Raw genomic sequence first — 17,997 nt, 5'->3', positions numbered from 1 at the left:
TCAGATCATCAAAGAGACTAGATCTTTTAATGAACGGATCGTATCCGGATCATCACTTAATGGTTGTACTATTGCGACCTCGCAGGATAATCTAGATGGCAAACCTGTAGAGATCAATTTTGCAGCATCCACTAGCAATCTTGTGGAACAAGATTCCAATAATCCTAACTCCGTAAGATTCCTGATCTTCTCCGCAAGTTTTACAAGTTTAGAAGAAACAGAAGAAGAAATTCCGGTTTCTTTACTCAAAATCTCGCTTTCAGTCTCCTTATCCGGATAATCGAATTGAATAGATATAAATCTTTGTCTTGTAGAAGGTTTTAATTCCTTCCAACCTCTTTGGTAACCTGGATTATAAGAAGCAACAAGTACGAAAGAATCGGGGGCTTTCAAATTTTCATTCTTTCTATCTATAAAAATTTCTCTTCTATGGTCCGTTAAAGGATGGATAGAAACGATCGTATCCGGTCTTGCTTCCGCAATTTCATCAATATATAATATTCCACCGGAACGAACACTTCTTGTCAATGGCCCATCCTGCCAGACAGTCTCCGAACCTTGGATCAGAAATCTTCCCAACAGATCCACAGCGGAAGTTTCCTCATGACAAGATACACTTGTCATGGGAAGATCTAATTTGGACGCCATAAATTCTACAAATCGGGTTTTACCGCAGCCGGTAGGACCTTTTAGCAAGATGGGAAGTTTGTTCTTATAAGCGTGTTCGAATATTTCTATCTCTTGCCCGATCGACTTATAATAAGGGACTTCAGCTTGCACTAACGTCCCATTTTTATGATCTTTTTTAGGATCTACGGGCAAGAGAAATATCTCCCGAAGCCTGCTCCGCACCTAAGGCCTCATCTGTAGGAGCTCCAAAGCGTACGAAGTTTATAATGAATGCGACGATCCCGGAAGTGAAAACGAATGCAGCAAGGACCAAACCTAAGAAATGAACTTGGATCTCTTTTTGAACCGTCAAAAAGTCTAATCCTAATTTTCTTTCTAAGTAAACTTGTGCGATACCCGCCACTGCAAAAGCTCCAGTCATTCCTAACATTCCGATATTGGAGGCCCAGAATGCGAATAGTCCGGTCGGATTATTCCAAAGTTTTCTGCCGGTAAGTAATGGCATCGCATATGTTAAGATCGCAAACACGATCATTGCATAAGCTCCCCAGAATGCTAGGTGTCCATGCATAGCTGTAATCAATGTTCCATGAGTGTATAAGTTTACCTGAGGAAGAGTATGAGCAAATCCTAAAAACCCGGCACCCACAAAAGACATGACTGCACTTCCGATCGTCCAGAATAGAGCGATCGTATTGGGATGATTCCTTCCACTTTTTCTATACATGGAGATTGCAAACATTGCCATCGCAAGAAATGCAAGAGGCTCCAACATGGAGAAAAATCCACCCACCCATTTCCAATATTCAGGAACCCCTATATAATAATAATGGTGACCTGTTCCTAAGATCCCGGACAAAAAAGTTAATCCAACGATCACATATAACCATTTTTCGATAACTTCTCTGTCCACTCCGGTGAGTTTGATAAGAAGGAAAGAAAGGATACCTCCCATGATCAATTCCCAAACACCTTCTACCCAAAGATGAACTACCCACCAACGGAAGTAAGAGTCCACCGTTTGGCTATTAAATTGGATCATTCCGGGAAGATACAAAAGGGCAGCGGAAAAAAGGCCAAAATACAGAACAAGAGAAGTTGTAGTGTATCGTTTAGCTTTCCAAACAGTCATTCCTATATTAAAAAGGAATAATAGGACGTTGACTACCACCAGATAATCCAAAGGACGAGGGATCTCTAAAAACTTTCTCCCCTCCCAAAAATTCAGGTGGAATCCTATGATAGAAACAACTCCCACCAAAATCAGGGAAATTAGCTGGATATATGCCAGCTTTTCCGAATAGATCTCTCTGTCGGATTCGTCAGGAATTATATAATGTGCCGCTCCCATAAAACCAGTGAGTAACCAAACCACTAACAAATTAGTATGAGTCGCCCTGGCAGCATTGAATGGAACCCAATCGTGTAGAACATCGAAACCCATTCTCGCAAATCCCATCACGAATCCATAAACTATTTGCAAGGACAATAAGAGCATGCAGGTAGCAAAAAACCAGTATGCAATTTTTTGAGATTTATATTTCATAAAGAAACCATTATATTCTAATCCTATTTGTTTATTTCAGTTGGGAAAGATAAGAGGACAAATCCTTGATCTCGTTATCACTTAGGGGAAGTTTAGGCATAGCAGTGCCCGGCTTGATCTTTTGCGGATCCCTCAGCCAATTTTGTAGATAAGCGATATCATATTTTTTCCCTACAGAATCTAATGCAGGCCCCACATTCCCTCCAGCACCCCCAACCGAATGGCAAGCGGTGCAAATCTGTTTAAACTTTTCGGGTTGGACAACAGCGGCAGATTCCGCATTTACGAGTTGTGTGGAGGATTTATATTCGGGTTTAGGAGGAAATCCTTTCAGATCCAACTCTCCATTCCATTTTAAAAATGCGATTATATCCGAGATCTGAGATTCGGAAAAATCGTATTTAACCATTTTCCTTTCTCCAGGATACATCGCTTGTGGATCCTTTAAGAAAACACGGATCCATTCCGGACCTCTTCTTTCGTAAACCTTGGTCAACTCAGGTGCGTAATACGCTCCTTCTCCCAAGATCGTATGACACCCCATACAATTATTCTTTTCCCAAAGCTCTTTGCCTCGGATCACTTCTTCACTTAAAGTTTTGGAAGAACTAGAAGAATAAACGTATTTTAAAGAATCATAAGTGAGAAGCAGGAAAACTGCGGAGAATAAAAACGTCCCAACCAGGAAAAATAATTTCGCCTGAAATTTTGTAAGCATACCCTCTTCCTTATCTTTAAAAAAAACCGCGAGCTCGCGGGAAACAGTGATTTAGAAATCGAGAGTATTCTCAGAGATGTTTCAAAAAATTTCCTTGATATAGATCAAGTACGTTTGGAAAATTTTTGAGCTCTTTTGGCTTGAATTATTTTTTAAAATGAACATAAAACAATTGTTATGGCTAAAACGTTAAGCGTTCAAACAAGCGAACATTGGATAGAGATCCAAAGGGAATTCCCAAATGAACTTGCATCTATCGGCATTCGAAAAAAAATTTTAAAAGGTGAAGTAGTTTTCGGAGAAAGAGATCCTTATGACGGATTTTTCGAGATCGTATCCGGTATTTTCAAAGTGTATTCCTTATCCCAAGAAGGAAAGGAAGCGATCCTGAAAGTATTTTATCCGGGAGAATTGATCGCTTCTCATCCGATTTTTCAACCAAATGAACCCTGTTTTTATCCTGCATTCTGCGAAGCGCTAAAAGAAGGAGAATTGATATACTATCCTAAAAGAGAATTTACCTCCTTCTTATTCGAAAACACCAAAGCTCTTTATTTATTTTCAGCTGTAACGATACAACATCTCAATTATTTCAGAAAAAAATTGGTAGAGAATCTGTATCTCTCCGTAAAAGACAGGATTTTGAATTTTTTAAAAGAATGCGGAGCTTCTCAGAAATTTATCACACTTCCTATCAGCAAAAATCAATTGGCCTCGCTGATCGGAACCACCCCGGAATCCGTAAGTAGAGCATTTAGATCTCTTTTGGATGAATGTATCTTGGAGGAAAAAGATTCTTCCTATAGAATACTAAAAGAAAATCACCCGAAACAAATCCATGAGTTTCCTGCTTTGAAACAATAGCCTTGGTTATATAGGCATTTTTAAGCTTGACCTGCGAATAGTGCATACACACTATTTTATTAGAAAATATGAAAAATAAACCTTCCTCTTCTGAACTCAAAAAAATAGGACTCTCCTGTCTGAACGTAAGTTTAAGAAGGACCGCAAGATTAGTTACTTCCTATTATGATTCTATACTCAAACCTTCTGGGCTTAGAATAACACAATTCAGCATCTTAGTGGGAATTGGACACGAAGAAGAATGTAGTATCACGGACCTTTCCAGACTTACGGATATAGACAGAACCACACTACAAAGAAGTCTGGAGATCCTAAAAAGGGATAATCTGATCCGGATCGAAAAAAAAGAAGCCGGGAATATCCGAAATTTGTCTCTCACCAAAAAGGGAGAATCCAAATTGGCGGACGCCATCTTACTTTGGGAAGATGCACAGAGCGAGCTTACTAAATCTTTAGGAAAATCTAAATTCCAAGAAACCTTAAAGATATTATCTGAAGTCAGAAAAATTCCGGTTTTAGAAACCCAAAACCAGGTCTAAAGACTATATTAGATGCGAAGAATCGTAATGTGATATATAGTGTATATACAACATATAGGAAGATAATATGACAGTCATAATAGATGGGGCGAGAACCCCTTTTGGAAAGTTCGGAGGAGGACTAAAAGACTATAGTTCTTCCGATTTGGCGGTAATTACAGCCAAAGAAACAATTCGTAAAACCGGAATAGATCCTTCCAAAATAGAGGAATCTATTTATGGAAATGTAATACAGGACAATAAAGATTCCGCTTATCTTGCTAGACATATCTCTCTCAGATCAGGTCTTTCTGAACAATCCAGTGCGCTTACGGTAAATAGACTTTGTGGTTCCGGATTGGAGAGTATACTGATAGGCGCACGTAAAATCCGATCCAAAGAAAACGATCTCATACTCGCTGGCGGAACAGAATCCATGAGTAATGCTCCCTTTGTATTAAAAGGTGCCAGATGGGGAAATAAATACGGAGATACAATCGCAGAAGATCGACTCGCTCAGAGTCTCACGGATTGTTTTGCGGATCTGACAATGGGAATGACTGCAGAGAATATCTCCCAACATTTCAAAATTTCCAGATCGGAACAAGATGAATGGGCGGGTATTTCTCAAGTTAGAGCGGAGAAGGCCACAAAGACCGGAACCTTCTCCTCCGAAATGATATCCGTCCAAACCGGAGGAAAAAAATCTATCTTATTAGATAGAGATGAACAGATACGAGGCGAAGAATGTTTACCTCAACTGAAAAATCTGCCGACTTCATTTTCAAAAGATGGAACCGTCACAGCAGGAAATGCCTCCGGAATCAACGACGGCGCGGCATCCGTCCTACTTGCTTCCGAGGAGTGGGTCAAAAAGAACGGATCAAATCCTTTAGCATCCATATTAGGTTATGCTAATGTGGGTTGTGATCCAAAAATGATGGGGTTAGGTCCCGTATTTGCGATCCCTAAAGCATTACAAAATTCCGGACTGAGTATAAAAGATATAGATCTATTCGAGATCAACGAAGCTTACGCCTCTCAAACTTTAGCGGTGATCAGAGAATTAGGATTAGATCCGGAAAAAACGAATGTAAACGGAGGAGCGATCGCAATTGGCCATCCTCTAGGAGCCAGTGGAACGAGAGTTACATTAGCATTAGCCTACGAACTTAAACGTAGAAATTTAAGATATGGAGTGGCCTCACTTTGTATAGGAGGAGGACAAGGGATCGCTATCGTATTAGAAAATTATAATTTTAAGAAATGATTTTAGAAAAGAGAGCGAAAGAGATAGTAGCGGAAATATTGCGATGCACCGCCTGTGGTGCATCCGCGAAGCGGGTTCGCTAAAAATCTTTTAAGGGAAAAAGAGGACTCGCCTATTATTAGAATCCATTACCCAAAGGCCGCAAGGAGCGGCTGCCACGGAAACAACGCTTCCAGTATTTTCCGCAGTAGCGGCTGCGTTAAAGCCTGCATTAAAATCCGGTTTACCTAATACTGCATCTGCTCCTTTCCCAAGACTACTAAACGGAGGGGAAAAACGGACGGCCCTTCCATTACCAGTATCTGCTACCCAAACCGCTCCACTGGAATCGATACTAACTGCATTGGGACCTGCTAAGCCAAAACGACCCGACCCTGACGCAGAAGTAGTAAAATTGGGTTGTCCAAGAACCATATTTGCTTGCATTCCAGTTGAAAAAGGAGGGCTAAATCGAAGAACCCTATTATTTCCGTACTCTGCAACCCAAAGATTTCCCGCTGGATCCACAGCAACCCCTGTAGGACGGGTTATCGTAGTATTAGATGCGGGCCCGCCGCTTCCTGCGCCACTTAAACCTAATACACCGAGTGCTTTGTCAGCTGACATACTGTTTGTAATAGGCGCTTGATAATGCGTAACCCTATTATTGAAATAATCTGCGACCCATACCCCCCCGTCAGTGGGATCTACAGCAACTCCATATGGATTATTAAGCTGGTCAGGATTACTTCCGGAACCCCCAGTTCCAAGCATCATATCAGGCGAATCTCCCGAAATCATTCCGGGAGCATAATGGACAACCTTGTTCCCAGTAGAAGTAGTTCCAGCAACCACCCAAAGCCCTCCGCTTAGATCCATGGCGATTAATCTTGCTTCCAGTGGGTTAGCAGTAAGTATAATATCTGCATCTGCATTCGTCTGTATAGGTGAAGGGAAATGCAGGATTCTAGAATCGGCAGGACCGCCGTAAGCATCCGATACCCAAAGCCCCCCTTGAACGTCCATTGCGGCTCCAGCAACACCTCGAAATTGATTTGGAGCTGTCCCAAAAGCACTGTTGTCCGTAAAATCGGCTTGGCCTAGAACTATGGTTGCCGCCTCTCCATTTTTAAAAACATTGCAGGAATTTTCTATAGCTCCACCCCCACAGGTGGAGCTCGTATCGTTTACAAGGAATTTTAAAAGTTGAGTGTTTAAAAACGTATCACTTGAGGGATCACAAGGGTTTTCGGTAGAAATAGCCCCACAACTTATAAACAAAACCGCACAGAAGATATATAATAAATTATTAATATTCCGATTCAAGGGAAGAAATCCTGACATTCGATAAGTAATTTAGACGAACAGCTTTCGATTGCAAAGCAATTTATTTACTAAGTAAGCGAAACCCAGATCCCTCAAACGAGTAGTTTTAGTCTTCTTTTTAGTTTCTCAATCTCTTCCGATTTTTTTTCTGTAGACCAATTCCATTCTTTGCCCGCAATCTCAGTCACTTTGGAGAGCACATCGTCTGTTGGAAGTCCAACAGTTCCGAGACCGGTTCGTCTCAACAAAATATCCTGCAAGTTCATAGCCATTTCGAAACGAATCGCGTATAGAACTTGAGCGGCCAATTCTCCATCTTCATCCAATACTTCTGATAACTGTTTAGAAGAATTTGCTAATTCCAAAATGGATTCATATTCGGTTCCATAATGACGAACCAGATACTCTATAGTATTTTTAGAAACATTAGGATAAGAATTTTTAGCATTTTCTAAATAAGATTCTATGTTTGGAATCTCGCATCCCTTTAAGAATTTTTTCTCAGAAACATTAGGTCCTGTTTTTTTAGGCAGTTTCCTTTGAATGAGTTTGAATATTTTTTCTGCGAAGTGACGACTAGTTGTATATTTTCCACCGCCGGCACTGATGAGTCCCTCTATCCCATCCTTAGAATGATCCTGCAATTCTGATTTTCGGGAAGCTGAATACGTTTCCTTATCTTCTCCTCCAGTTTCTGCAAGAGGCCTAAGTCCACCATAAGCGAACTCAATATCTTTTAATTCTAATTTTTCAGAAATTAAACCGGAAGAATTGATATATTCTAAAAATTCTAAAATACTTTCGGGAGAAAGTTTCCAGTCTTCTACAGGGCCATAATATGCTTTTTCAGTAGGCCCGATCATATTTTTCCCTCTCCAGGGAGCAAAACTGAAATGTCCTTTTTTACCTACATGAAGCACCATGGTGTCGAAGTATTTTTTTGTGATCAGATAAATCCCTTCTGATCTTGTTTTAGGGACCGGGACTTTTATCTTCTTAGTCCCATTCAGAAGGTCCTGGCTCCAAGGTCCGGAAGCGTTCACAACCACAGAAGCATTTAATTTTACGTTTTTATTATGAATGATATCTTTAACAATGGCCCCGATCACTCGGTTTCCTTCGAAAATTAATTCTTCCGCTCTTGTATAATTGGAAACCGACGCACCTTCTTGGACTGCCGATTTTAGAAATGCAAGAGTCAATCTTTCAGGGCTAGGCATGATACAATCGTAAAAATAGATCGCAGAATCCATAGCCAGACCTCGGCTTTGGATCTCCTTTTTAGAAAGGTTTTTATGTGCAGGGATCTTTTTGGATTTGTCCCAAGTCCGGTTTCTATCAAAAGAAAGTAGGTCGTATACAAATAGACCGATTCTTTCCAAAAGACCGGGATTCGGAAGTATCATCGGATAGGGATATACAAGGTTCGGAGCTATATTAGATAGGATCCTTCTTTCTTTAAGTGCTTCCCTGACTAAAGACAGATCAAAACGTTTTAAGTATCTGAGTCCACCATGGATCAGTTTTCCTGTGGCAGATGATGTTGCTCCACCGAAATCTTCTTTTTCGACCAAGGCAACGGAAAGTCCTCTACTCGCTACCTCATAGGCTAAGGCAGAACCTGTGATCCCACCTCCTATAATCAATACATCAAAGAAGGCCTCATCTTTTGCTCTTTCGATAAATCGATCCAATTTTTGAGGATTCATTTACCTGCCTTCGAAGAAGAAATGATCTCTCTGATCTCTTTTTGCAAAGCCGACCTCTCACTCTCGATATTCCAAAGTCCTAAACGAAAAACTAATATAGGAAGTCTCCATTTCTCTATATTCTTCCAATCCATTCCGGAAACGGAGAGATATCTTTTTAAATAACCTTTTAAGATGAACTTTCGAACCACTGTATAGAATAAAACTTTTAAGAATGGAGTTCCCGGCCAAAGTTCCGCGTCTTGGAATAAAAAGACAGTAGAAGCGACATCAGCTGCCGGATCTCCTTTTAAAGCAGTCATCCAATCTATGATCACAAATGAATCCTTTGTAACGACCACATTTTCAGGATGAAAATCCAGATGTAAAATAGAAGAACCTTCAGGTAGATTTTCTATAAGTCGTTTTGCGACCTTCTTCTCTTCTTTGTTCAAAAAAGAAAGTGGTTCTCGAGAAAGAACCTTCACAGCTTCTGCTCTGATATCGTTCATCTTCTTGGTTTTTTTATTATGCAAATCCAGATGAAGGTCTGCGAGTATTTTAGAAAGACTGAAAAGTGCCAGAGGGTTTTTGTCTGGAAGTTTGGTGAGAGAAATTCCATCCAATCTATCAAAGATCAATCCGTGCCTATCTCCGACCTTGACCTTCTCATAACATTTCATAGAAGTGGCATTAGACGAGAAAGCAATTACGGAATTGGAATATTCAGTATCTACTTCAGAAGCAGGGAATTCTTTAAAAAATAATTTTAGGATTTTGTCTTGTCCGTATTCCGAAATTTCGGCGGACCTACCTATTGCGAGTGATTTTCCAGGGCTTGGTCGGTTTGATTTTTTGGCAGGCATGATTCTCTTCTCTATTTATTAAACAAAAACTGATTCTATAACTATACATGCATGAGCAAGAAGTAATTTCGAGAAACTTAAATAAGTTTGATGCCGAATTTTTCAAGAACGTAATTGAAAGAAATGAAAAGTAAAATAGTAAGTAGAACGCAAGATCCAAGTGCAGACCAAAAACCGAATGTAGAATACAGTTTAGGAAATACCAAGAACATTGGCAAAGTAGGGATCACAAACCAAAAAGTATAATATGCATGATTAGATATTTTTTCAGGATCTGTTTTTTCAAACTGCAACCATAATAATGTCAAAATGGTCACCAAAGGAAGAGAAGCAATCAAGGCTCCTACTCGATCATTTCTACGAGCAATTTCAGAAATTAAAACCACTAATGCAGAAGTCACTGCGTATTTAAGTATAAGATATAACATAGATCTTGAGAATTATCATAGTAGTAACTCAAGGGTTTTTCACAAGTTTATAACCGTAATATAAATTTCTATTTTTTGATTTTTCTGCTGATCCCTAAAACTGAGATATCATCTTGTTTTGGAGAGCCGTCCAAAAATTCATCCAATTTCTTTAATATTTGATCGATCCCGTCTCCGATCGGGATTCCTTTTAGGTTTCCTATGATCGCCTCTACTCTTTTTTCTCCAAACTCCTCTTTATTTGAATTCCATTGTTCAAAAAGACCATCTGTAAAAAGTATCAGCTTAGAATCTTGGGTAAATTCCATCTCATTGGAAGTGTATTTTGTATTCGGAATAACCCCCATGATCCTTCCGGTTTTTTCCAAAGAGTGGATCTCTCTGTCTTGGATCAAATATTGAGGAACATGTCCCGCAGAGGAATACCGGATCAAATTCAAATTTGTGTCTATATCGACCACTATACAGGTAAAAAATTGATTCAAATTTTTGAATGTATGTAAGAACTCATTGTTTAAATGATACAAAATTTCAGTAACACTATAAATCCCACGTTTTAGAGATTCATAAATCGCTTTGATTGCCATAGTCAAAAGAGCAGCCTGCACTCCATGTCCGGTCGCATCCGCAAGAAATACTCTGGTCAGGCCTGGACGAAGTTCCATGATATCGAAAAAATCCCCTCCTACTTCTGTAAGAGGAAGATATCTTACCGTAATTTCTAAATCGACTGTGAGCTTATCTTCCTGAGATATGATCCCGGATTGGATCTTTCGAGCAGTGGATAGATCACTTTGGAGTAAACTTAAGTTATGCTCCAACTCAATAGCCAAAGTTTCTTTTTCTTTAATATTGGTCCTGATTTTATCCAGCACTAGGTTATATCTTTCAGCGATCTGCCCTACTTCCGTAAATGGTTCTATCGAAAGATCTTGGCTTAGGTCACCTGTCTGTTTCTGATATTCCATTTCTAAAAATAGATCTATTAGCTCAGTAGTGGCTCTATGTTCTGTATAATTCAGGCCTTGGTATTCATTCTGAGGAGAAACTCTCAGGCTATAAAAACGATGTATAACAAAAAGAAGAGGATAACTCACACCGAAAGAAAGAATTGCACAAGAAACGACGCCGAGTAACTGAATGAGAATCTGAGTATTCCTATCTAATCCAGTGCCTAAAATAGCCAGATCACCAAAAAATCCCACTGCTAAGGTGCCCCAGATACCGGAAACAAGATGAACAGGAATAGCTCCAACAGCGTCATCCAGCTTAAGTTTGTCTAAAAGAACTCCTGCTTCAAACATTAAAATTCCAGCAATTAGTCCGATCAAAAGTGATTCCAAAGAATTAACCGCATTACAAGGAGCAGTGATTGCAACAAGTCCTGCTAAGGTTCCGTTTAAAGGAAGAGTAGCTTCTGCATATTTTAATCGGATCCAACCGTAAATCAAACTGGAAGCCATTCCGCCCGACGCTGCAAACATAGTATTCGCAATAATCTTTGGAACTTCGGATGTGAATGCAAGAGTACTTCCCCCATTAAATCCTATCCAACCAAACCAAAGGATCAATGTTCCAAGCATAGCAAGTGGAAGATTATGCCCTGTGATCTTTCGAACTGATCCGTCTTTACCGTATTTTCCAGTTCTGTTACCGATGAGTATCATCGCAGAAAGGCCGACCCATCCGCCTACGCTATGAACCGCAGTGGAGCCGGCAAAATCCATAAAACCAAGATGGGTGAGCCAACCGGTAAATTGATTCCAATCTTCTAAACTTCTTCCCCAAACCCAATGGCCGAAAATCGGATAGATCAAAGAGGAAATGATCGTGGTGACTATAATATAGGCACCGAATTTCATTCTTTCTGCAACTGCACCAGAAACTATAGTGGCAGCGGTCCCACAGAACATAAGTTGAAATAGGAAAAAAACGGAAGTTTCAGGACTCGTTTTGGAAAAATCAGGAAAGAACATATCCTTTCCGATCCAACCATAATAAGTTGAACCAAACATAAGCCCGAATCCTATCGAATAGAAGACAAGCGTAGCGATCCCGAAGTCGGTAATATTCTTAATGGCTACGTTAATCGAATTCTTGGTGCGCGTTAGGCCGGATTCCAAACATAAGAACCCGGCCTGCATGAAAAAGACCAATCCCGAAGAAAGAATGATCCAAAGAATATCGAAATTCGTTTTAGGCATCGAATTTCTTATTTCAGAAAATGATAAGCGAATTGGCAAGAAGCATTTCTTCTAATTCCTAAAGTACGCCAGGCTTCAAAGATGTGAAATAAACTCCGGCTCCCTGTCCCAGCGATCATGTAACCCATCAAAGTAACTAATTGGAGCCCCCGCCCATTCCTTAGGGTCTAGATCATCCAATGCGCCCAGATTAATAGCGATATTTTTACCACCCGCTTCGGGGACATCCCCCCATCCACCGATACCTACTCCACAATGTTTACAAAATATTCCGTCGATCCGCGTGGAATATATAGTAACTTCTTCCTCTCCCTCTAGATATTTAAAGTTTTCAGGTTTTACAGAGACTCCCCAAAATCTCCCTTTAACACAACTGGTACAGTTACATTTAAAAGTTCCTTGAGTGAGATCTATCCATGCCTCGAAACGGACCTTTTTACAACGACAGCTTCCTAAATATTTTCTTAAAGCCATAACACTCTCAAAATAATTGAAGCTCAAGGTTTTCCAAAGTACTGATCCAGCCTTCTTTATGACCTTCCATAGAACTTTCACTAGAAAGTCTTTCGTGAGTAAGTAAAACTTCGGTCCCTTCTCCCTTGTCCTTAAATACAACTGTAACAAGAGTGTTACCTTGGTCCGGCCCTTCCCAACCGTGAGTAAAAACAAGCTTTTCGTTTAATATGATTTCTTGATATATCCCTGTAGCGATGTAAACATCCCCATTTCCAAGCATTGAGGTCCTATATTTGCCTCCAACCCTGAAATCCATCTGGATTTCTCCGATCTTTAGTTCCTTGGGACATCCCCATTTTTTCATAATTTCAGGTTGAACCCATGCCTCGAAGACCTTCTCTCTTTTGGCCTTGATAAATTTAGATACTTGCAGTTTATATTCTGCTGTTTTCATTCTATTTCCTCCAACAATTCCTTGAGAGAATCCAACTGATCCTCCCAGAATTTCCTATAATGCTGAATCCATCTATCCGCACTCATCATCGCCTTACCGTTCAGAGTTAAATAGGAGAAGGAACCTTCCTTTCTTCTATTCACTAACTTTGCCTTTTCCAAAACCTTAATATGTTTGGAAGCGGCAGCCAATGACATTTCGAACGGTTTTGCGATCTCCGTAATCACCCTCTCCTTTTTAGAAAGGCTTCTAAGCATTGCCCTTCTGGTAGGATCTGACAATGCCTGGAAGATCAAATTGAGATCGTATTTCCTGGATTCAACCATATGGTTAAATGTATATCATAGGCCTAAATAAGAGTCAACCATTTGGTTAAATGTTTTTGGTTTTTTTATCGGAAAAATCATTGCAATAGACCATTGGTTAATAAAATTCCTGCATGCGTTTCTGCCTGATCATATCCCTACTCATTTCTATATTTGCATTTTCCGCTTTTTCGAAGACACCCGAACCTATAGATATTTGCTCTAAGATCAAAAACAAGAGTGATCAGAAAAAATGTTATTCCAAAGAATACCAATCTGCAGACAATGAACTGAATGTAACTTATAAGAAGATAAGAGAAGGTTTATCTGAATCCCAAAGGGAAGATTTAAAAAAACTGCAAGTTCTTTGGATAGGATACAGAGATGGGGTTTGTGAAGGACCTATGTATGCCTCGGATGAATCCGGTATAGAAACAATTATCTGCAAATCCGGAACGACTACAGAAAGAACTAAATATTTAAATCATGTTTGGAAATTCGGCACAGCTTCTAAGGAAGGGTTAGGTTCTTATACGGATGGTTTCGGAGGTAGTTTAAAACTTTTCAGAGATAAATCGAACAAGAATATCCAATTTTCTTTCGAAGTTGTTAGAGGTCCTACGGCTCATTTGGGAGAAGTAAACGGAAATTGGACTCCAAGTAAAGAAGGCAAATGGAGCTGGGCTTCTACTGAAGGTTGTAAGTCGGAAGACCCTGATTGCTGCTTATTGGAATTCGAATATTTTCAAAATAGGATCGAAGTGGAGGAAGTTTCTTGTTCTGCATATCATGGGGCAAGAGCCTATTTTGGTGGAAGTTATAGATACGAATTCAAGTAAAAATAGAACGCGAAACAGTTTGATTACTAACTGAAATTTGAATACGATTTTCATTCTTTAAATATTCCTTATATATTACATATATAAGTTATTTATAACAGTTACATCTCATCTATCTATTCTTTTGCATTTTATATTCCTACAGATTGTCACAGTCATATTTTTAGTTTCTTCTTGCTCTGCTTATGCAGCTCCAATATATTCGCCGCTGTTTGGATTATTTCTGTAATCAGTTTACAAAAATTTTTCAAACGAACTTTCAGATGAAAAAAATATTTGGAGATCCCTATGCGATTCTTTTTGTTAGCCTTGTGCTTAACTGCGTTCTCAGTCGGTCTTTGGGCAGATTGTCCGGACTATACAACTCCTTCTAACCCTCCTACCTTCTCAAAACCTACCAAAAGAAGTTTTCGTAATTTCGGAAATACGATCTTGGCCGGTTTGTATGTACCTTATCATATGGTTTACGATACGATCGTGAAATCAGGATCGAATGCAACCATGGTTGGAAAATTCGATTATGATGCCGTATTTCATAAAGATTTGGAAGGCGAATATATTCACGTTTATATTTATGGAACTGCATTGAGCGGTTGGACCTATGTAGGTCGTTATACTACGAATGGTGATGGGAAGATCACTGCAAACTTAGGTATCCGTGCAACCGGTGACTATATTGTTCGTATGGTGGTAGAAGGTGATCTTTCTAGTGCTGACGGTTATTTAACCGTGGCTGACCCTGGTCGCCAAACTGTTTTATTCGATGTGGATGGAACCTTGACCACAAATGATTTCGAAGCTCTTGCAGATTACGCAGGTATCAAAATTGCGGACGCTTATTATTACGCTCCTGAAACTGTGAATGCATATCGTAATAAAGGTTATCAGATTATTTATTTAACCGGTCGTCCTTATTGGAATACCAAAGATACTCGCGAGTGGTTCCCTTCCAAAGGAATGAAATCTTGGCATTATCACCCTAGTTCAGATTATTTAGGTGCGAATGTTCAGGCCTACAAAACCGATTATATCAATTATTTGCGTAATACTGTTGGTTTGGATATTATCCGCGCCTATGGAAATGCAACTACTGATATCGCAGCATATGCGGCAGGTGGTATTCCAAAATCGAATACTTGGATCATAGGAGAAAATGCGGGTAAAGAAGGAACCCAGTCGATTACTGGAAATTATTCTCTTCATTACAATACTGTAGTAGCAAGCACTCCTCAATCTTCTTCCTGCTATTAAAAATTTACTCGATATGGAATGCCTTCCTAAAAAAGGCATTCCTAAGAAGAATTTTAGAGAAACATAAACTAAGATTGACCTTCGGTCTATAGACGTACTTATCTTTACAATCCACAAAAAGAGAAATATTCTGGATCGGAATTAAGGAGAACTTATGCAATCCATCCAGAATTTCTTTCCAGGTAAGAGAATTATCACCTCTCTCATCCTTGCTTTTACTCTCGCCTACTGCGCTACGGTAGAACCAAAACCTAAAATCGAGATCCCAAGTTCTAAAACTTCTATCCAAATCCAACCAATCTTTCATGGAAGTTTAGTTCTGACGATTGGAGATAAGACAATTTATGTAGATCCTTCTTGGGGAGGAGAAAAGTATAAGGATCAGAAAAAACCGGACCTGATCCTAATTACCGATATTCATCCGGATCATATGGATCTAAAAACTTTAGGAGAAATCGCCACTAAGGAGACTCAGATCATAGCTCCAGAAGCAGTTGCGAAAGAAGCAAAAGAATATACCAATATCACTCGTTTGAAGAATGGACAATCCACTTCAGTAGGTGATATAAACTTCTCCGCTATTCCTATGTATAATATTACCAAAGAACATTTGGATAAACATACGAAAGGAAGAGGAAACGGTTATTTGATCAAGTTCGGCGGAAAGACGATCTATATTTCCGGTGACACTGAAGATATTAAAGAAATGAGATCTTTGAAGAATATCGACATCGCATTTCTTTGTATGAATCAGCCTTATACTATGACTGTAGAAAAAGCGGCAGATGCAGTGAAAGACTTTAAACCGAAAGTTGTGTATCCTTATCACTATCGTGGAAAGGACGGCTTAAGTGATACTGAAAAGTTTAAGGCGCTTGTAAAAGAGTCCAGTCCTTCTACAGAAGTTGAATTGATCAACTGGTATTGATCTATTAATCAATAGTTTCGAAAAAGAGAATCTGATTTTTCTTTTTCGGAACTTCTTCCTTTAACCTTCCCAATCTAATCATTCCTCAGAAGAATCAGGCGAAGCCGATTTTTTAAATTCCTGAGGGGTCTGTCCTGTATGTTTCTTAAAAGTATCATAGAAGGAAGACTTGGATTGGAAACCCACAGAGAATGCTAGATCCAGTATGTTTGCAGAAGGATCGGTTAGAATAATACGTTTAGCTTCTTCTATCCTATATTTTTTAAGCAAATCAGGAAAAGAAATATTCAAAACTTGATTTAGAAGTTCTGAAACCTGATGCACAGATAATCCTAAAACAGCGGCAAGATCACTAATCCTCAATTCTTCTTCTAAATAGATTTTGTCCTCATCCAGAAGTTTATTCAATCGAGCCAGTGCTTCTTCTACATTAATACCGATGATGGTAGACTTTTTCTTCCCGGATATGTCCGAAGATGTCTTATCCACTTGAAAATTCTGAAGTTCTTCCCTTCTTAATGCAATCTCGTGTTCTAATTCTCGGATCCTCGTCCTAACCGATCGACTGGTCAGGAATATATTTATTGGAACGAAGAAGGCTATAAAGAATAAGAAACTTTTCCCATCGAAAGAAAAGAATGCTTTATATGAAATGATATTTAATACTTCAATCGCAAGTAAGGAGAACATTCCGAATACAAACCAACGAGTTTGGATTGTTTTACGTTTTGTAGCGACCAAACTGAGAACGATCGCCGTCCCGGTCACAGCCAAATAGAAAATAGTAAAAGTGCGAGAAATGAACTGTCTCGGGAATTTAGTAAAACTTAAAACAATCATGATCGCGGTCAGAATGTTCACTATATTATAAAAATACCAAACAGGTTTAAAATTCTGCCTGATCTTCAAAAAATGAGACACCCATAGAGTACCGGAAATGATCAGATACCCTATCATGATCTTCTTACCTAGGGAAAGAGGAAAACCAAATCCAGGGAATAGATATCTGGAAGCGATGCCGGAAACGAATAAGAAAGTAAGCCCAATTCCAAAGGAAAATAGGATCTGATACAAGATCCACTTAGAACGAAGACGAATATAGGAATTGATCAAATAAGCAATCTGAACGATCACAAGCGCGAGAAGTGAGAATACAATCCCTGAATAAACTGTGGAAATGGAATATAACTCTTCTGCGCTTACTAATCGAACTTCTGAGAGTATATAATTCCTAGACTGGATCCTAATATTGATCTCTTGGCTATTCTCTAAAAATTTTCTGAGAGGAAAAACCGGGAATATCCCAGGGATCAGCCATTCATTCACCGGATGAATAAAACCGGCCTGTAGACAATCCCCTTTCAAATCACAAACCTGAACCGAATCCAAAAGACTCCAAGGGAAGATCAAAAATTCAGTTTTGGATTCCTCGGGTAAATTACCGATCCGAAAGCGCAGATCTATCGGCTCCGGGTAGAATCCCCAGTCAAGCAGCACCGAAAAATCATCTAGCTGCTTCCAATGAGTTTGGTCGGAGTCCTGGATACGAAGATGTCCTATATTCTTTTCATCCCCTTGGGAATAGATTTGAGTAGAAATTACCAAAATCAGGATCCAAATCAGAAATACTTTTATTCTAGACATATTGATCATTCAAGATTCCTGTCCAAACTTATAAACCGGGACGATTTTCTCCACTTTAAATGCTACTAATATATGAGGAAACA

General features: G+C 39.3%; 18 protein-coding genes. 6 read left to right on the top strand and 12 right to left on the bottom strand.

All coding sequences use genetic code 11. The features are described 5' to 3' along the window. From EHO58_RS15405 to EHO58_RS15395, 3 genes are read right to left on the bottom strand one after another with little or no spacing between them, the layout of a single operon-like run. The gene (locus tag EHO58_RS15405; protein WP_135680520.1) at positions 1–822 is read right to left on the bottom strand and encodes a CbbQ/NirQ/NorQ/GpvN family protein; all 822 of its coding nucleotides are present in this window, start codon (positions 820–822) and stop codon (positions 1–3) included. Then, a complete protein-coding gene (locus tag EHO58_RS15400) occupies positions 806–2,176 on the bottom strand; it encodes a cbb3-type cytochrome c oxidase subunit I (RefSeq protein ID WP_135627206.1) in 1,371 nt (456 codons plus the stop codon). Before EHO58_RS15400 ends, EHO58_RS15405 begins: the two co-directional genes overlap by 17 nt. A 31-nt stretch (positions 2,177–2,207) precedes the next feature. Then, a complete protein-coding gene (locus EHO58_RS15395; protein WP_135680519.1) occupies positions 2,208–2,894 on the bottom strand; it encodes a c-type cytochrome in 687 nt (228 codons plus the stop codon). A gap of 177 nt (positions 2,895–3,071) precedes the next feature. On the opposite strand from EHO58_RS15395, the gene EHO58_RS15390 reads away from it, so the two are divergent. From EHO58_RS15390 to EHO58_RS15380, 3 genes are all read left to right on the top strand, one after another. Further along, positions 3,072–3,758, top strand: a complete 687-nt coding sequence (locus EHO58_RS15390) for a Crp/Fnr family transcriptional regulator (RefSeq protein WP_135680518.1) — start codon at positions 3,072–3,074, stop codon at positions 3,756–3,758. A gap of 68 nt (positions 3,759–3,826) precedes the next feature. Next, on the top strand, positions 3,827–4,297 hold the full coding sequence (locus EHO58_RS15385) for a MarR family winged helix-turn-helix transcriptional regulator (protein ID WP_135627209.1): 471 nt from the start codon (positions 3,827–3,829) through the stop codon (positions 4,295–4,297). Between the two features lie 67 nt (positions 4,298–4,364). Next, positions 4,365–5,546: a thiolase family protein gene (locus EHO58_RS15380; RefSeq protein ID WP_135680517.1), complete on the top strand. Its 1,182-nt coding sequence runs from the start codon at positions 4,365–4,367 to the stop codon at positions 5,544–5,546. 90 nt (positions 5,547–5,636) lie between these two features. Here EHO58_RS15380 and EHO58_RS15375 read toward each other — a convergent pair whose 3' ends face one another. The 8 genes from EHO58_RS15375 to EHO58_RS15340 form a co-directional block, all read right to left on the bottom strand. Beyond that, on the bottom strand, positions 5,637–6,851 hold the full coding sequence (locus tag EHO58_RS15375) for an NHL repeat-containing protein (RefSeq protein WP_244241203.1): 1,215 nt from the start codon (positions 6,849–6,851) through the stop codon (positions 5,637–5,639). A 92-nt stretch (positions 6,852–6,943) separates the two neighbouring features. After that, a complete protein-coding gene (locus EHO58_RS15370; protein WP_135680515.1) occupies positions 6,944–8,560 on the bottom strand; it encodes a glycerol-3-phosphate dehydrogenase/oxidase in 1,617 nt (538 codons plus the stop codon). After that, complete coding sequence (locus EHO58_RS15365) at positions 8,557–9,405, bottom strand: phosphotransferase family protein (protein WP_135627213.1); 849 nt, start codon at positions 9,403–9,405, stop codon at positions 8,557–8,559. The genes EHO58_RS15370 and EHO58_RS15365 overlap by 4 nt, the downstream gene beginning before the upstream one ends. Positions 9,406–9,482: 77 nt before the next feature. Further along, positions 9,483–9,833 carry a DUF3147 family protein gene (locus EHO58_RS15360; RefSeq protein ID WP_135627214.1) on the bottom strand — a complete coding sequence of 117 codons (351 nt, stop codon included), beginning with the start codon at positions 9,831–9,833 and terminating at the stop codon, positions 9,483–9,485. 68 nt (positions 9,834–9,901) lie between these two features. After that, positions 9,902–12,037: an ammonium transporter gene (gene amt / locus EHO58_RS15355; protein WP_135680514.1), complete on the bottom strand. Its 2,136-nt coding sequence runs from the start codon at positions 12,035–12,037 to the stop codon at positions 9,902–9,904. Between the two features lie 75 nt (positions 12,038–12,112). Further along, positions 12,113–12,511, bottom strand: a complete 399-nt coding sequence (locus EHO58_RS15350) for a GFA family protein (protein WP_135680513.1) — start codon at positions 12,509–12,511, stop codon at positions 12,113–12,115. A 7-nt stretch (positions 12,512–12,518) separates the two neighbouring features. Beyond that, positions 12,519–12,947 (bottom strand): SRPBCC family protein, encoded by a 429-nt coding sequence (locus tag EHO58_RS15345; RefSeq protein ID WP_135627217.1) that lies wholly within the window; start codon positions 12,945–12,947, stop codon positions 12,519–12,521. Continuing rightward, positions 12,944–13,243, bottom strand: a complete 300-nt coding sequence (locus EHO58_RS15340; RefSeq protein ID WP_208728830.1) for an ArsR/SmtB family transcription factor — start codon at positions 13,241–13,243, stop codon at positions 12,944–12,946. Before EHO58_RS15340 ends, EHO58_RS15345 begins: the two co-directional genes overlap by 4 nt. 143 nt (positions 13,244–13,386) lie before the next feature. Between EHO58_RS15340 and EHO58_RS15335 the strand changes: the two genes are divergently transcribed. The 3 genes from EHO58_RS15335 (at position 13,387) to EHO58_RS15325 (ending at position 16,270) form a co-directional block, all read left to right on the top strand. After that, entirely contained in the window at positions 13,387–14,091 is a 705-nt protein-coding gene (locus tag EHO58_RS15335) for a lysozyme inhibitor LprI family protein (RefSeq protein WP_135680512.1), read from the top strand. 288 nt (positions 14,092–14,379) lie between these two features. Then, positions 14,380–15,342 (top strand): lipin/Ned1/Smp2 family protein, encoded by a 963-nt coding sequence (locus EHO58_RS15330; RefSeq protein WP_135680511.1) that lies wholly within the window; start codon positions 14,380–14,382, stop codon positions 15,340–15,342. Between the two features lie 154 nt (positions 15,343–15,496). Beyond that, the gene (locus tag EHO58_RS15325) at positions 15,497–16,270 is read left to right on the top strand and encodes an MBL fold metallo-hydrolase (RefSeq protein ID WP_135627221.1); all 774 of its coding nucleotides are present in this window, start codon (positions 15,497–15,499) and stop codon (positions 16,268–16,270) included. 78 nt (positions 16,271–16,348) lie between these two features. Here EHO58_RS15325 and EHO58_RS15320 read toward each other — a convergent pair whose 3' ends face one another. Further along, on the bottom strand, positions 16,349–17,914 hold the full coding sequence (locus EHO58_RS15320) for a helix-turn-helix domain-containing protein (protein ID WP_135627222.1): 1,566 nt from the start codon (positions 17,912–17,914) through the stop codon (positions 16,349–16,351). Positions 17,915–17,997: the final 83 nt, after the last annotated feature.

It is taken from the genome of Leptospira selangorensis (genome assembly GCF_004769405.1).
Taxonomy (GTDB): domain Bacteria; phylum Spirochaetota; class Leptospiria; order Leptospirales; family Leptospiraceae; genus Leptospira_B; species Leptospira_B selangorensis.
The sequence above is the reverse complement of the archived record's forward strand: the minus strand, read 5'-3'. Positions and strand labels throughout refer to the sequence as shown.

Excerpts from the sequence above, each read along its gene's own strand:
- EHO58_RS15395 (WP_135680519.1), bottom strand. The coding sequence starts at position 2,894 with ATGCTTACAAAATTTCAGGCGAAATTATTTTTCCTGGTTGGGACGTTT.
- EHO58_RS15330 (WP_135680511.1), top strand. The coding sequence starts at position 14,380 with ATGCGATTCTTTTTGTTAGCCTTGTGCTTAACTGCGTTCTCAGTCGGT.
- EHO58_RS15335 (WP_135680512.1), top strand. The coding sequence starts at position 13,387 with ATGCGTTTCTGCCTGATCATATCCCTACTCATTTCTATATTTGCATTT.
- EHO58_RS15370 (WP_135680515.1), bottom strand. The coding sequence starts at position 8,560 with ATGAATCCTCAAAAATTGGATCGATTTATCGAAAGAGCAAAAGATGAG.
- EHO58_RS15350 (WP_135680513.1), bottom strand. The coding sequence starts at position 12,511 with ATGGCTTTAAGAAAATATTTAGGAAGCTGTCGTTGTAAAAAGGTCCGT.
- EHO58_RS15325 (WP_135627221.1), top strand. The coding sequence starts at position 15,497 with ATGCAATCCATCCAGAATTTCTTTCCAGGTAAGAGAATTATCACCTCT.
- EHO58_RS15345 (WP_135627217.1), bottom strand. The coding sequence starts at position 12,947 with ATGAAAACAGCAGAATATAAACTGCAAGTATCTAAATTTATCAAGGCC.
- EHO58_RS15390 (WP_135680518.1), top strand. The coding sequence starts at position 3,072 with ATGGCTAAAACGTTAAGCGTTCAAACAAGCGAACATTGGATAGAGATC.
- EHO58_RS15365 (WP_135627213.1), bottom strand. The coding sequence starts at position 9,405 with ATGCCTGCCAAAAAATCAAACCGACCAAGCCCTGGAAAATCACTCGCA.
- amt (WP_135680514.1), bottom strand. The coding sequence starts at position 12,037 with ATGCCTAAAACGAATTTCGATATTCTTTGGATCATTCTTTCTTCGGGA.
- EHO58_RS15385 (WP_135627209.1), top strand. The coding sequence starts at position 3,827 with ATGAAAAATAAACCTTCCTCTTCTGAACTCAAAAAAATAGGACTCTCC.
- EHO58_RS15360 (WP_135627214.1), bottom strand. The coding sequence starts at position 9,833 with ATGTTATATCTTATACTTAAATACGCAGTGACTTCTGCATTAGTGGTT.
- EHO58_RS15380 (WP_135680517.1), top strand. The coding sequence starts at position 4,365 with ATGACAGTCATAATAGATGGGGCGAGAACCCCTTTTGGAAAGTTCGGA.
- EHO58_RS15400 (WP_135627206.1), bottom strand. The coding sequence starts at position 2,176 with ATGAAATATAAATCTCAAAAAATTGCATACTGGTTTTTTGCTACCTGC.
- EHO58_RS15320 (WP_135627222.1), bottom strand. The coding sequence starts at position 17,914 with ATGTCTAGAATAAAAGTATTTCTGATTTGGATCCTGATTTTGGTAATT.